Genomic DNA, 14,005 nt, shown 5'->3' with positions numbered 1-14,005 from the left:
GTGGGGGGTGTCGTGGGGTTTCCTGCCGTCCCGGTGGGTGCTGTCCCGGTGGGTGCGGTCCCGGTGGGTGCGGTCCCTGTGGGTGCGGTCTCGGTGGGTGCGGTCTCGGCAGGGCTCGCGGTGTCGGTCGCCGGGTCGGCCGCTGCCGGGGCACCCGGCTGGTCGGTGGGCGCGGTCTCGGGCGCGGTCGCCTCGGGAGCGGTCGCCTCGGTGGCTGCTGTCCCTGGGGCCTCGGTTTCCGTCCCTGGGGCCTCTGCTTCGGGAGCGGTCACCTCGGACGCGGCTGCCCCGGTGGGCGCCGCTTCGGGAGCCGCGGTCTCGGGAGCCGCGGTCTCGGGGACCGCGGTCTCGGGAGCCGCTGCCTCGGTGGTCGCGGTCGGCGCGGGGGCCGCGTCCCCGTCCTGCCCCGGCACCGCGTCGGGCCGGGCGTCCACGGTGTGCACCGCGCCCCGCCCGCCGTCCGCGATCCGGTCCTGCTCCTGCGGCCCCGTCTGCTCGTCCGACACCGTCGTCCTCCCTCGTTCGGGCCCGTCCGGTCGCCTGCTGCGCGCCGGGCGGGCGCCCCGCCGGGGCGGGGCCGTGCACGAACCGGTCCGTCGCCCACGCGACCACCGGTCGGCGAATTCAAACAGGTCGGCGTGTCGCACGGAACCGTCGTTGCCCGGACGAGACCACGGACGGCCGCCTGAACGCGACGAGCCGCCGAATCACGGACGCTCCGGGCCCGCCCGGCCACGGAGTGTGACCACACCCGATCGCCCGGCCTGTGGACAACTCGGGTCCGGGAGGGCCGACGGTGATCGCCCCGCCCCGGCCCGGCGCTACTGTCGACCGCGTGCCCGTCCTGATCGCCGTCGTCCCGCAGCCCCCGCTGCTCGTGCCCGAGCTCGCCGCCGGCGCCGCGGGGGAGACCGCGGACCTGCGCGCCGCCGTCGTCGCCGCCGGGAGCCGGCTCGCCGCGGCGGCGGACGAGTGGATCGCGGTCGGGGCGGACCCGGGCGGGCGGCGGAGCGTGCCGTCGTCGACGGCGGGGACGTTCGTGGGGTTCGGCCGGGACGTCCGCGTCGTGCTGGGCCCGGAGCCCGGTGCTCCGGATCCGGAGCTGCCGCTGCCGTTGCTCGTCGCGGGCTGGGTCGCGGGGCAGGTCGAGCGGCCGGTGCGCGTGCGCGGCGAGCTGCTGGCGCCGGACGCGTCGACCGAGGAGTGCCGTGCTCTCGGCCGCGCGCTCGCCGGGGAGCGGGTGGGGCTGCTCGTCGTCGGGGACGGGTCGGCGATGCACACCGACAAGGCCCCCGGTCACCTCGACGAGCGGGCCGCGGGATTCGACGAGACCGTCGCCAAGGCGCTCGAGCACGGGGACCCCGCCGCGCTCGCCGCCCTGGACCCCGGCCTCGCCGCGCAGCTGTGGGCGGTCGGCCGTGCGCCCTGGCAGGCCCTGGCCGGGGCCGCGGAGGGCCGGGAGTGGCGTGGTGAGCTGCTGTACTCGGAGGCGCCGTACGGCGTGGCCTACCACGTCGCGGTGTGGGAGCCGGCGTGAGCGGGGCCGTGCTGAGCGTGGCTGTGTCGACCGAAGGCGTGTCGAGCGGAGTCGCGTCGTGAGCGGAGCCGGGTCGTGAGTGGGGCCGGGTCGTGAACCGGCTGGTCTGCGTGGTCGGCCCGACCGCCACCGGCAAGTCGGACCTCGGGCTGGACCTCGCGGAGGCGCTCGGCGGTGAGGTCGTCAACGCCGACGCCATGCAGCTCTACCGCGGCATGGACATCGGCACGGCCAAGCTGCCGGTCGCCGGGCGCCGCGGGATCCCGCACCACCAGCTCGACGTCCTGGAGGTCACCGAGGCGGCCTCGGTCGCGGCCTACCAGCGGGCCGCCCGCGCGGTCGTCGAGCAGCTGCTGGCCACCGGGCGCACGCCGGTGCTGGTCGGCGGGTCGGGGCTGTACGTGCAGGCCGTCGTCGACGAGCTGGAGTTCCCGGGGACCGATCCGGCGATCCGTGGGCGCTGGGAGGCCGAGCTGGCCACGGTCGGGGCGCCCGCCCTGCACCAGCGGCTCGCCGAGGTCGATCCGGCCGCCGCGCAGCACGTGCTGCCCAGCAACGGGCGGCGGATCGTGCGGGCCCTGGAGGTCGTGGAGCTCACCGGGCGGCCCTTCCGCGCCACGCTGCCCGGGCAGCGGACCCCGCGGTACGACGCCGTGCTGGTCGGCGTGGACCGCGACACCGCCGAGCTGGACCGCCGCGTGGAGCGGCGGGTGGAGCTGATGATGGCGGCCGGGCTCGTCGAGGAGACCCGCGTGCTGCTGGACCGGGGCCTGCGCGAGGGGCGGACGGCCTCGCGGGCACTCGGCTACCAGCAGGTCGTGGCCGCGCTCGACGGCTCCGGTGAGCTCGCGGCCGCCGCCGAGGAGACGGTCCGTGCCACCCGCCGGTTCGTCCGGCGGCAGCGCTCGTGGTTCCGCCGTGATCCGCGGATCCACTGGCTCGACGGCGCGGATCCGGAACTGTCGGTGCGGGCTCGTAGGCTGGTCGCGTGACCGACGGGATCCCCTTCGTCAAGGGCCACGGGACGCAGAACGACTTCGTCGTGCTGCCCGATCCCGATGCCGCCCTCGACCTGAGCGCGGCGCGCGTCGCCGCGCTGTGCGACCGCCGGCGCGGCCTCGGCGCGGACGGTGTGCTGCGCGTCGCGCGATCGGCGGCGCTGGGCCTCGAGGGGCCCGAGTGGTTCATGGACTACCGGAACGCGGACGGGTCGATCGCCGAGATGTGCGGCAACGGCGTGCGCGTCTTCGCGCGGTTCCTGCAGCGGTCCGGCTGGTCGGGCGGGCCGGTGGGCACCCGCGCCGGCGACAAGATCGTGACGTTCGACGGCGAGTGGGTCGACGTCGAGATGGGGCGGGCGCGGATCGTCGGCGAGTCGGTCGCGCGGGTGGCCGGGCGGGAGTTCGCGGGGATCGCGGTCGACGTCGGGAACCCGCACCTGGCCTGCGTCACCACCGCGGACATCGCCGCGCTGGACCTGACCGTGCCCCCGGGTCGGGACGAGGCGCTGTTCCCGAACGGGGCGAACGTCGAGTTCATCGCGCCGGCAGACGGTGCCGGGCCGGTCGCGATGCGGGTCCACGAGCGCGGGGTGGGGGAGACCCGGTCCTGCGGCACCGGGACGGTCGCGGCCGCGATGGCCTCGCTGCGGGCCGCCGGGCGGGACTCCGGCCGGCTGCCGGTCGACACGCCGGGCGGGCGGCTGGAGGTCACCGTCCGTGAGGGTGGGGCGTCGACCGTCCTGCACGGTCCGGCGGTGCTGGTCGCGGAGGGTGAGCTGGATCGGGTGTGGTGGGAGGCCGCCGGCGCGGAAAGCGGCGGCACGAGCGCGGGGAACGTGGGACACTCGGTCGCACGATGACTGAATTCTCCCTGCGCACCACCCCTGCCGACGATCCCTCCACGGGCGAGATGGAGCTGGAGGAGCGGTCCTCGCTCCGCCGTGTGGCGGGTCTCTCCACCGAGCTGACGGATGTCACCGAGGTCGAATACCGGCAGCTGCGGCTCGAGCGCGTGGTGCTCGTGGGGGTCTGGACGGAGGGCACGTCCGAGCAGGCGTCGGCGTCGCTCACCGAGCTCGCGCGGCTCGCGGAGACCGCCGGCTCCGAGGTGATGGACGGCCTGGTGCAGCGTCGCCAGAAGCCGGACCCGGCCACGTTCATCGGCGCGGGCAAGGTCGACGAGCTGCATCTCGCGGTCGAGGCCGCGGGCGCGGACACCGTGATCTGCGACGGCGAGCTCTCGCCCGGCCAGCTCCGTCAGCTCGAGGAGAAGCTCAAGGTCAAGGTCATTGACCGGACCGCGCTGATCCTCGACATCTTCGCCCAGCACGCCCGCTCGCGGGACGGCAAGGCGCAGGTCGAGCTGGCCCAGCTGTCCTACCTGCTCCCGCGCCTGCGCGGCTGGGGCGAGGCGCTGTCCCGGCAGGTCGGTGGCCGCGCCGCCGGCGGTGTCGGCATCGGTGGCCGCGGCCCGGGTGAGACGAAGATCGAGCTGGACCGCCGGCGCATCCGCCACCGCATGTCCAAGCTCCGCCGCGAGATCGCGGCGATGAGCCAGGTGCGGGACACCCAGCGGGGCAACCGGCGCCGTCACGAGGTGCCGTCGGTGGCGATCGTCGGGTACACGAACGCGGGTAAGTCCTCCCTACTCAACGCCCTGACCGGGGCGGGCGTGATGGTGCACGACGCGCTGTTCGCCACCCTGGACCCGACCACGCGCCGGGCCGAGACGCCCGACGGGCGCACCTACACGCTCACGGACACCGTCGGGTTCGTGCGGCACCTGCCGCACCAGCTCGTCGAGGCGTTCCGGTCGACGCTCGAGGAGGCGGGCCAGGCGGACCTGCTGGTCCACGTCGTCGACGCGTCGGACCCGCTGCCCGAGGACCAGATGGCCGCGGTGCGCAAGGTGCTCGTGGAGATCGGCGAGGGCCAGGGCGGCACCATGCCCGAGGAGCTCCTCGTGGTGAACAAGACGGACGTGGCGGGCGATCTCGCGCTCGCCCGGCTGCGCCACCTGCTGCCCGACGCGGTGTTCGTGTCCGCGCACCGGGGGGACGGGATCCCGCAGCTCAAGGCCCGGATCGCCGAGCGCCTCCCGCGCCCGGAGGTCGACCTCGAGCTGCTGGTGCCCTACACGGAGGGCGGGCTCGTCGCGCGGCTGCACTCCGAGGGCGAGGTGCTCGACTCGGAGCACACCCCCGAGGGCACGAGGCTGCACGTGCGGGTGGGCCCGGAGCTCGCGGTCGTCGCGGTGCCGTTCGTGACCGGGGGGAGCGACGGGGCCTCGGCCCCGACCGGCGTCCTCCCGAACGGGAACGGTGCCACTCCCAACGGGAACGCCGCCCCTGCGAGCGGGAACGGTGCAGTGCCCTCGAACGGGAACGGGAACGCGGTGCACCCGACGGTCGCGGGTGCCGCGCGGGGCTGAGCGCCGGGAGACCCGCACACCCGGTGCGCCGGCAGCGGACCCGTGCGCCGGTTCTCCGGGACCGAGCGCGCCTGCCGCCGCGGACCGGCGGGCCGCGCCCGTCTGCGCCGGTCGGCGGGCCGCGCGGCTCCTGGGCCTCGGGCTGCTCGCCGCGCTCCTCGTCGCACCGGCTTTCGCCGGGTTGGCCGCTGCCGCCCCGGCCGCGCCCGAGACGCTCTGCACGGTCCGCGATCCGCGGCTCCTCGAGCTGTCCGGGCTGGCGGTGGACGGCAGCGGCGGGATCTGGGCGATGAGCGACGGCGGCAGCCGCGTCGCCCTGTACCGGATGGACCCCGCCACCTGCGCGGTCACGGACACCCGCACCGCGCCGATCGACCCGTTCGACGCCGAGGACCTCGCCCTCGGCCCGGACGGCACCTTCTGGGTCGCGGACACCGGCGACAACAACCGCGCCCGGGAGACGGTCGCCCTGATCGCCGTCCCGCCGCGCGGGGAGGCGCGCCTGTACCGGCTGACCTATCCCGACGGGCCGCACGACGCCGAGGCCGTGGTCGTCGGGGCGGACGGGGTGCCGATCGTCGTCACCAAGGAGATCAGTGGGGTCGCGGGCGCGTACCGGCCCGTGGGCCCGCTGACCGGCCCCGGGCCGACCCCGCTGATGAGGGCCGGCTCGGTCGGGTTCGCGCGCTCGGACACCACCGGCGGGCCGATCGGGGCGCTCGGCGCGTTCACCGTGACCGGCGGGGCGACCACGGCGGACCGGTCGGTCATGGCCGTGCGCACCTACACCGACGCCTGGCTGTACCGCGTGCCCGCCTCCGGCGACCTGGTCGCGGCTCTGCAGGGCACCCCGGTGCGCGTGCCGCTGCCGGAGGAGCCGCAGGGCGAGGCGATCGCGTTCACCGCGGACGGCACGCTGCTGTCCGGCTCGGAGACCCGCGGCCTGGGAAAGGGGCAGCTCCGCGCCGTCGAGGGCGCGGCGGCGCTGCTCCCGGCCGTCGCGCCGGCCACCCCGGAACCACCGCCGCCCGCCGCCGCGCCACCGGAGCCCCGACCGGAGTGGCTCCCCGCCGCGATCGGCGGGGGCGTCGCGGTCGTGGTGCTCGGGCTGGCCGCGGGGGCGATGGCGCTGCACTCGCGCCGGCGCCGGGTGTGACAAGCCCGTTAAGGGTCGCCCCGGCGGGCCGGGGAAGGCCGGGTGCCGACCTAGGCTGAGCGCGGCAGAAAGGGGCCGCGGTGCCGATCGTGACCGCCTACGAGGACACGCCGGGCGGGCACGACGCCCTGGTCCTCGGCGCGCAGCTGGCCAGGCTGACCGGGCTGACCCCCGTCGTCGCCACCGTGTACCCCACCGACGGGTTGGGCTACTCCGCGCTCGCCCGCGACCCGCGCTGGCGGGAGCGGCTCGAGACCGTCGCCCGCGAGCGGTTCGGCCGGGCCCGCGCGCTCGTCGCCGGGGACGCGTGGGGTTCCGAACCGGAGTTCGCTCCGCTCGGGCCCGGCCCCGCCGCGGTCGCGCTCGCCGAGCACGCGGACGAGATCGGCGCGGCCGTGCTGGTCGTGGGGTCGACGGGCGGCGGGCTGCTCGGCCGACTGGCGCCCGGCAACACCGTGCAGCGCCTGCTGCCCGCCGCGCGCTGCCCGGTGGCGATCGCGCCGCGGGGCTACCGGCACACCGCGGCGGGGGAGATCACCGCCGTCGGGGTGGCCTACGACGGCACCCCGGAGGCGGACCACGCCGCCGCCCTCGCGGTGCACCTGGCCGGCCGGACCGGGGCCGCGATCCGGGTCGTGACGGTCGCCGACCACGAGTCCACCGTCCCCGCCGCCGGCGAGATCGCGGCCAAGGCACTGGCCCGGCTGCCCGTGGAGATCGACGCGCTCGCGGACGTCGTCGTCGGGCGCTCGGTCGGCGCCACCCTCGCCGAGCTGCCCGAACGCCCCGACCTGCTGGTGGTCGGGGCGCGCGGCTACCCGCTCATGCGCCGGGTGCTGCTCGGCGGGATCGCCGGCGTGCTGGTCCGGCAGGCCCGCTACCCGGTCGTCGTGGTGCCGCCGCCGGAGTAGCGCCGGTCAGAGCCGGCGCAGCACCGCGACGACGCGGCCGAGGATGGTCGCCTCGTTGCCGTCGATCGGCTCGTAGGCCGGGTTGGCCGGCATCAGCCAGACCTGACCGTCCGTGCGCCTGAACGTCTTCACCGTGGCCTCGCCGTCGATCATCGCGGCCACGATCTCACCCTGCTCCGCCACCGGCTGCTGCCGCACGACGACCCAGTCCCCGTCGGTGATGGCGGCCTCGATCATCGAGTCGCCCTTGACGTTGAGCAGGAACAGCGTGCCCTCGCCGACGATCTCGCGCGGCAGCGGGAAGACACTCTCCACGGCCTGCTCGGCGAGGATCGGGCCACCGGCCGCGATGTTGCCCAGCAGCGGCACGAACGCCGGCGCCGGGTGCTCCGCGCGGGTCTCCTCGGTGTCGGTGTCCGTGTCGTCCTCGGGGCTGCGCACGTCGACCGCACGGGTGCGGTTGGGGTCCCGGCGCAGGTAGCCCTTGCGCTCGAGGGTGCGCAGCTGGTGGTGCACCGACGAGGTCGACGTCAGCCCCACGGCGTCGCCGATCTCGCGGACGCTCGGCGGGTAGCCGAAGCGGTCCACCCAGTCCCGGATCACCTCGAGGACCTTGCGCTGCCGGGGGGTGAGGCTCGCCGGATCCGCGGGGGGATCCGGGAAGGCACGCACCTGCCCGGGCTCCCGGCCGGTCCCGGGGGCCCCGCCGGACTCGTCCCGTGCCATCTGCCTGCCGCCTCCTCAGTGTTCGTGTCTCGTCGGCGTCCTGCTCCGTACCCGGACGCCGACGCGTGCGCCCCGACCTGCGAGCGCCCACCCGTCCGGCGTACGGCCGGTCCGTCGACTCCGGACCGTAGCCCGGAACCCACGGTTCGCCAAACACATGTTCGAACGACACGCCGATCGTGTCGGCCCGATTTCGTGACGGCCGGTGGCGCGGGGTGGTACAACCTCGCACAGACGTTCGATCGAACATGTGTGCGACATCCGCCGGGTGACCGGCGGGAACGAGCGGAAGGGGCCCCGATGGCCGGCACGGTGCAGGACCTGACGATCCAGAACCCTGGTGCGGAGGGCGCTGTCCCGCGGGATCCCGCCGTGCGGAACTCGGGCGTGCGGAACTCGGGCTCGCGCGGCTCGGCCGTGCAGGGGTCGGCTGTCGGGAGCCCGGCTGTCGGGCACCAGGTTGTCGGTGATCCGGCCGTCGGGCGCCCGGCTCGGCCGGTCGGTCTTCTGCCGACGACGGCTCCGCGCGGCGAGGCGTCGAGGCGCTCGCTCCCCCGGGAGCGGCCCCTGATGGGGCGCGCGGCACCTCTGTCGCGCCGGCCGCGGCCGGTCCGGCCCGGTGTCGTCGTCGAGCCGGAGGTCGTGGAGCGTCGCCGCCGCAGGGCCGGGGTGGCCCGCCGCCCCGCCGAGCGGTCGCTGCGCCTGCTGCAGGGTGGTGAGCTCGCGGGCGGCGACGTCGCCCGGAGTGGTCCGGCGTGCGGGGGTCGTCCGGTCGGTGGCCCGGTGCGCGGGGTCGGGACCGCGGTGCTCGTCGCCGACCACGCGGTTGCCCCCGCGGGGCGGAGCGCTCGCCGGTCCGACGGTGCCGCGCTCGAGCCGCGCCGCGCTGAGGCGCCGGTGCGCCGCACCGTCCGTCCGGTGTCTCCCGGTCGCTACCGCCTCCGCCGGGCCGTCGCGGCCGCGGTCGTCGCGCTGGCGGCAGCCGGGCTGGTGGTGGGCCTCGGCACCCTGGCCGGCGTCGCCGGCGCCGCCCAGGCCCGTTCCACCGTCCCGGCCGGCACGGTCGCGATCACCGTCCGGCCCGGCGACACCGTCTGGGACATCGCCCGCCGAGACGTCCCGACGGGAGACCCGGCCGCCGTGGTGGAGCGGATCGTGCAGGTCAACGGCCTCCCGAACGCCGACGTCACGGTCCTTCCCGCAGGCCGGACCCTCCAGGTCCCCGCCTGACGCGGTCGCACGCCCTCGTCGCCCGGAGGATCGGTCCGAGCGCCACCTGATCGCCGCGCCGCGGTGTGGCCGCGGGAGCGATCTCCGGTCGGACGGGGTTCGTGGGTGCCGGAGACCCGATGCAGTGGCACGGCGCCGCCGAGCCCCCGGGCAGTGGAGTCGGTCCGCGCCCGGCGCCGGGGCGCACCCGCAGGGGCTCAGCAGATGTGGCGCAGATCACTGTGTCCGGAGAGTGCCGACCGGAGGATCCGGGCACCGGTTTCTGTCGGTGGCTGTTGGTACACCTTCGCACGAACGTTCGACGGACGGCCGCGCACCAGGTGCGACCGGGTCGGGCGCCGGTGGCGGGGAGGTCGTCATGGAGTCGAGGACCGACAAGAGGGCCGACGCGGTGCGGGCGGAGCGGCGCGAGGCGCCTGCCGAGGCCGGCCCGCACCGGGCGGGTGCCAGGGCCGCGGGCCGCGGTGCGGGTCGGGTGGTGCGTCCGGCGCACCCCGCCCGGGTCCGGAACGCCTTCGTCTCGGGCTCCCGGGCCGGGATCGACGTCGCGGCTCCCGGGAGCGCGGGTCACGCACCCGTCCGGCGTGCCCGTGTCCTCCGCCCCGTCGACGGCCCGACCGTCGTCCCGGCCTGTCGCCCGCGCCCCCGGCCCCGTCCGGCCACCGCGGACTCGCTCTGCGTGCCGCCGCACCGCTCGCGGCTCGGGCGGTCGGAGCGCCGGGGCGGGGCCCGGCGGCTCGCGGGGGAGACCCGGCTCGGTGTGGCGGACCGGCTGCTCGTGGGGATCGCCGCCGTGCTCGCCTCGGCCGCCGCGGTCGTGGTCCTCGGCCTGCTCGCCGATCTCGCCGGCGCGCGGTGAGCGCGGGCGCTCGGATCGCGTGGTCGGTGGGGGCACCGTGAGGGGGCCGGACAGGGGATCGGGTGGGCCGATCCCTCCGGCGGCGGCTCCCGACCACCACCTCGGGGTCACGGCACCTGTGAGGGCTGTGACGCCCGTGCGGCATGTGGGTGGTGCGCACCACCTCCCGCGCACGGTCCGTACCGCCCCCGGCGACACGCCTTCCACCACGACACGCCGTCTGCGCGACACCGTCTCGTTCCCCGCAGCTCCCCGGCGTGTCGCCGATGCGCCGAGCGGTCCGGGCGCTCCGTCCGCTCCGGAGGGCCGTGTGGGTGGTCGCGGGGCACGGGCCGTGACCTGCGGGCCGTCACGGGGTGTCGCCGGGCGGCCACCGGGGCACCCGGGCACGGGCCGGCCGCGCTCTCGTGACAGGTTCGTTCTCGATCGGGGGAAGTCCTCCCGGTTCGCCGCCCCGGTGATGGCGGACCCCTAGATGTTGTGGTTACATCCGTGTTGTTCGCCTACAGGTTGGGTTCGGCCGGAGTAAGATCGAGGCCGGGCCGGAGGCGCGGGAGATCGGGAGGGATCCGCATGCGGTGTCCGTTCTGCCGTCACTCGGACTGCAAGGTGATCGACTCCCGTGAGGTCGAGGAGGGCACGGCGACGCGTCGCCGCCGGGCCTGCGCGGCCTGCGGGAAGCGGTTCACGACCGTCGAGGAGGCCGTCCTCGCCGTCGTGAAGCGCAGCGGGGTCACGGAGCCGTTCAGCCGCGACAAGGTCGTGAGCGGTGTGCGCCGGGCCTGCCAGGGACGTTCCGTCGACGAGGACGCGCTGCAGCAGCTGGCGCACCGGGTCGAGGAGGCCGTCCGGGCGGGCGGGACCGCGGAGATCCCCAGCAACGAGGTGGGGCTGGCGATCCTGGGTCCGTTGAAGGAGCTCGACGAGGTGGCGTACCTCCGCTTCGCGAGCGTGTACCGCTCGTTCACGTCCATCGAGGACTTCGAGAGAGAGATCGCGGACCTTCGCGTGGCGGCTGCCGGGGAAGCAGCCGACCCGCGGGACCGGGCCGACCGGCGGGAGACCTCGCCGAGCGGATGAGGGCGCGAGGTGCGCCCGGGGGCCGACCCGTAGTCGAGCCGACCCCGAACATGGTCGGGATACCGTCCGTCGGCCCAGCCGGCGGCCGGTGCTGTGCGAATGAGGGAGAGCATGACCGAGACCGTCGGGGCGGCGTCCGCCGAGACGACCACCAGCTCGTCGAAGGGCTCTGCGGGGGGCACCGCGGCACGAGGCCGTACCAAGGGATCCGCGGGATCCGCGGGATCCGCCGGATCCGCGAAGCAGGGGCGGCAGGGCCTCAGCGTCGAGCGGCTCCACACCACCCCCGGGGTGCACCCGTACGACGAGGTGACCTGGGAGCGCCGCGACGTCGTCATGACGAACTGGCGGGACGGCACGATCAACTTCGAGCAGCGCGGGGTCGAGTTCCCCGACTTCTGGTCGCTGAACGCCACGAACATCGTGACCAGCAAGTACTTCCGCGGCGCCGTCGGCTCCGCGACGCGCGAGTCGAGCCTGCGCGCCCTGATCGACCGGGTCGTCGGCACCTACCACCGCGCGGGCGTCGAGCACGGCTACTTCGCCACTGACGCGGACGCGGACATCTTCGCCCAGGAGCTCACCTGGATGCTCCTGCACCAGGTGTTCAGCTTCAACTCGCCGGTCTGGTTCAACGTCGGCACCGCCTCGCCGCAGCAGGTCAGCGCCTGCTTCATCCTCTCGGTCGACGACACCATGGAGTCGATCCTGAACTGGTACCGCGAGGAGGGCCTGATCTTCAAGGGCGGCTCCGGTGCCGGCCTCAACCTCTCCCGCATCCGCTCCTCCAAGGAGCTGCTCTCCTCCGGCGGCACCGCGTCCGGCCCGGTCTCCTTCATGCGCGGCGCGGACGCGTCCGCGGGCACCATCAAGTCCGGTGGCGCGACCCGCCGCGCGGCCAAGATGGTCGTCCTCGACGTCGACCACCCGGACATCGAGGAGTTCGTCGCGACCAAGGCCAAGGAGGAGGCCAAGGTCCGCGTGCTGCGCGACGCCGGGTTCGACATGGACCTCGGCGGCTCGGACATCACGTCCGTGCAGTACCAGAACGCCAACAACTCCGTCCGCGTCACGGACGAGTTCATGAACGCCGTCGAGAACGGCACCGACTTCGGCCTCCGTTCCCGTACCGACGGGGAGATCATCGAGCGCACGGACGCGCGGAGCCTCTTCCGCGGCATCGCCCAGGCCGCCTGGGAGTGCGCCGACCCGGGCATCCAGTACGACGGCACGATCAACGACTGGCACACCTGCCCCGAGTCGGGCCGGATCAGCGCCTCGAACCCGTGCTCGGAGTACATGCACCTCGACAACTCGAGCTGCAACCTCGCGAGCCTGAACCTGCTCAAGTTCCTGGGCAAGGACGGCCGGTTCGACGCCCCGCGCTTCGCGAAGGCCGTCGAGCTGATCATCACCGCGATGGACATCTCCATCTGCTTCGCGGACTTCCCGACCGAGCCGATCGGCGACACCACGCGGAAGTTCCGCCAGCTCGGCATCGGCTACGCCAACCTCGGCGCGCTGCTGATGGCCACCGGCCACGCGTACGACTCCGAGGGCGGCCGGGCGCTGGCCGCCTCCATCACCTCGCTGATGACCGGTGCCGCGTACAAGCGCTCCGCCGAGCTCGCCGGCGTCGTCGGCCCCTACGAGGGCTACGCCCGCAACGCCGAGTCCCACCAGCGGGTCATGCGCAAGCACTCCGCGGCGAACGACGGCTACCGCACCTTCCCGGCCAGCACCGCGATCCAGAAGCTGGCCACCATCACCTGGAAGGACGCCCTCGAGGCGGGCGAGCGCAACGGCTACCGCAACGCGCAGGCCTCGGTGCTGGCCCCGACCGGCACCATCGGCCTGATGATGGACTGCGACACGACCGGCATCGAGCCGGACCTGGCGCTGGTCAAGTTCAAGAAGCTCGTCGGCGGCGGCTCGATGCAGATCGTCAACCAGACGGTCCGCCGCGCCCTGGACCAGCTCGGCTACCAGCCGGAGCAGGCCGAGGCCATCGTCGAGTTCGTGGCCGAGCACGGGCACGTGGTCGACGCGCCCGGCATGAAGCCCGAGCACTACGAGGTCTTCGACTGCGCCATGGGCGAGCGGGTCATCGCCGCCATGGGGCACGTCCGGATGATGGCCGCGGTGCAGCCGTTCCTCTCCGGCGCCATCTCGAAGACGGTCAACATGCCCGAGGCGGCGTCCGTGGACGACGTCGAGAAGATCTACCTCGAGGGCTGGCGGCTCGGGCTCAAGGCCCTGGCGATCTACCGCGACAACTGCAAGGTCGGACAGCCCCTCTCCGCCGGCAAGAAGGCGAAGGAGTCCGGCGGCACGGCGAAGGACGAGGCCGAGCCGACCACGGTCGTCGTCGAGCAGCGGCCCGTCCGCAAGCGCCTGCCGAAGAAGCGCCCCAGCGAGACGACCTCGTTCTCCGTCGCCGGTGCCGAGGGCTACCTCACCGCGGGCTCCTACCCGGACGACGGCCTGGGTGAGATCTTCGTCAAGCTCGGCAAGCAGGGTTCCACGCTGGCCGGCGTGATGGACGCCTTCTCCATGTCGATCTCGGTCGGCCTGCAGTACGGCATCCCGCTGGAGTTCTACGTCTCGAAGTTCTCCAACCTGCGCTTCGAGCCCGCCGGCATGACGGACGACCCGGACGTCCGGATCGCGACCAGCGTGCTGGACTACCTGTTCCGCCGGCTCGCGCTCGACCACCTGCCCTACGAGAAGCGCGCCCAGCTGGGCATCTTCTCGGCGACCGAGCGGTCGACGCAGGTCGAGCAGGACTACGGCTCGGGCTACGACGCAGAGCTCGACCTCGAGGCGCAGCGGTCCACGGTGGACGTCACGCCGGTGCCGGAGAAGGCGGACGAGATCCCGGCCCCGGTCGAGGTCGGCAGCTCCACCGAGCTCCTGGAGCTGCGGCTGGGCAAGGCGGCCGACGCGCCGCTCTGCCTGACCTGCGGCACCAAGATGCGCCCCGCCGGTTCCTGCTACCTCTGCGAGGGCTGCGGCTCCACCAGCGGCTGCAGCTGACCGCGTTCCCCGGCGCACGGCCCGCCCGCCCCTGGTCA

At 74.9% G+C, this 14,005-nt stretch carries 12 protein-coding genes; 10 read left to right on the top strand and 2 right to left on the bottom strand.

Annotated features, from left to right (window positions below; translation table 11 throughout):
- The coding region (locus ABD324_RS21595) for a hypothetical protein (protein ID WP_344419976.1) at positions 1–506 on the bottom strand (506 nt) is incomplete at its 3' end.
- Positions 507–835: 329 nt separating this feature from the next.
- Here ABD324_RS21595 and ABD324_RS21590 point away from each other — a divergent pair.
- The 6 genes from ABD324_RS21590 to ABD324_RS21565 all read left to right on the top strand — a co-directional run bounded on the left by ABD324_RS21590 (position 836) and on the right by ABD324_RS21565 (position 7,036).
- Positions 836–1,537, top strand: coding sequence for a class III extradiol dioxygenase subunit B-like domain-containing protein (locus ABD324_RS21590; RefSeq protein ID WP_344419974.1), 702 nt, complete (start codon positions 836–838; stop codon positions 1,535–1,537).
- A gap of 92 nt (positions 1,538–1,629) precedes the next feature.
- On the top strand, positions 1,630–2,529 hold the full coding sequence (miaA, locus tag ABD324_RS21585; protein WP_344419971.1) for a tRNA (adenosine(37)-N6)-dimethylallyltransferase MiaA: 900 nt from the start codon (positions 1,630–1,632) through the stop codon (positions 2,527–2,529).
- Positions 2,526–3,398, top strand: a complete 873-nt coding sequence (gene dapF / locus ABD324_RS21580) for a diaminopimelate epimerase (RefSeq protein ID WP_344419968.1) — start codon at positions 2,526–2,528, stop codon at positions 3,396–3,398. The genes miaA and dapF overlap by 4 nt, the downstream gene beginning before the upstream one ends.
- A complete protein-coding gene (gene hflX, locus ABD324_RS21575; RefSeq protein WP_344419965.1) occupies positions 3,395–4,969 on the top strand; it encodes a GTPase HflX in 1,575 nt (524 codons plus the stop codon). The genes dapF and hflX overlap by 4 nt, the downstream gene beginning before the upstream one ends.
- Positions 4,953–6,125 carry an NHL repeat-containing protein gene (locus ABD324_RS21570; protein ID WP_344419962.1) on the top strand — a complete coding sequence of 391 codons (1,173 nt, stop codon included), beginning with the start codon at positions 4,953–4,955 and terminating at the stop codon, positions 6,123–6,125. The genes hflX and ABD324_RS21570 overlap by 17 nt, the downstream gene beginning before the upstream one ends.
- A gap of 80 nt (positions 6,126–6,205) precedes the next feature.
- Positions 6,206–7,036 carry a universal stress protein gene (locus ABD324_RS21565; protein ID WP_344419959.1) on the top strand — a complete coding sequence of 277 codons (831 nt, stop codon included), beginning with the start codon at positions 6,206–6,208 and terminating at the stop codon, positions 7,034–7,036.
- Positions 7,037–7,042: 6 nt separating this feature from the next.
- On the opposite strand, the gene lexA is transcribed toward ABD324_RS21565, so the two are convergent.
- Positions 7,043–7,762, bottom strand: coding sequence for a transcriptional repressor LexA (lexA, locus tag ABD324_RS21560; RefSeq protein ID WP_344419956.1), 720 nt, complete (start codon positions 7,760–7,762; stop codon positions 7,043–7,045).
- A 570-nt stretch (positions 7,763–8,332) separates the two neighbouring features.
- Between lexA and ABD324_RS21555 the strand changes: the two genes are divergently transcribed.
- The 4 genes from ABD324_RS21555 (at position 8,333) to ABD324_RS21540 (ending at position 13,967) form a co-directional block, all read left to right on the top strand.
- Positions 8,333–8,992 carry a LysM peptidoglycan-binding domain-containing protein gene (locus ABD324_RS21555; protein WP_344419954.1) on the top strand — a complete coding sequence of 220 codons (660 nt, stop codon included), beginning with the start codon at positions 8,333–8,335 and terminating at the stop codon, positions 8,990–8,992.
- 358 nt (positions 8,993–9,350) lie between these two features.
- Positions 9,351–9,851, top strand: coding sequence for a hypothetical protein (locus ABD324_RS21550; RefSeq protein WP_344419951.1), 501 nt, complete (start codon positions 9,351–9,353; stop codon positions 9,849–9,851).
- Between the two features lie 573 nt (positions 9,852–10,424).
- On the top strand, positions 10,425–10,931 hold the full coding sequence (gene nrdR, locus ABD324_RS21545; protein ID WP_344419948.1) for a transcriptional regulator NrdR: 507 nt from the start codon (positions 10,425–10,427) through the stop codon (positions 10,929–10,931).
- 111 nt (positions 10,932–11,042) lie between these two features.
- Complete coding sequence (locus ABD324_RS21540) at positions 11,043–13,967, top strand: vitamin B12-dependent ribonucleotide reductase (protein WP_344419945.1); 2,925 nt, start codon at positions 11,043–11,045, stop codon at positions 13,965–13,967.
- Positions 13,968–14,005: the final 38 nt, after the last annotated feature.

The sequence above is a fragment of the Pseudonocardia ailaonensis genome (genome assembly GCF_039531635.1).
Lineage (GTDB): Bacteria > Actinomycetota > Actinomycetes > Mycobacteriales > Pseudonocardiaceae > Pseudonocardia > Pseudonocardia ailaonensis.
This window is presented reverse-complemented; position numbering and strand designations above follow the sequence as displayed.

Bases quoted from the DNA above. Each gene is read 5' to 3' on its own strand.
- ABD324_RS21540 (WP_344419945.1), top strand. From the start codon at position 11,043: ATGACCGAGACCGTCGGGGCGGCGTCCGCCGAGACGACCACCAGCTCG.
- hflX (WP_344419965.1), top strand. From the start codon at position 3,395: ATGACTGAATTCTCCCTGCGCACCACCCCTGCCGACGATCCCTCCACG.
- ABD324_RS21550 (WP_344419951.1), top strand. From the start codon at position 9,351: ATGGAGTCGAGGACCGACAAGAGGGCCGACGCGGTGCGGGCGGAGCGG.
- ABD324_RS21555 (WP_344419954.1), top strand. From the start codon at position 8,333: ATGGGGCGCGCGGCACCTCTGTCGCGCCGGCCGCGGCCGGTCCGGCCC.
- lexA (WP_344419956.1), bottom strand. From the start codon at position 7,762: ATGGCACGGGACGAGTCCGGCGGGGCCCCCGGGACCGGCCGGGAGCCC.
- nrdR (WP_344419948.1), top strand. From the start codon at position 10,425: ATGCGGTGTCCGTTCTGCCGTCACTCGGACTGCAAGGTGATCGACTCC.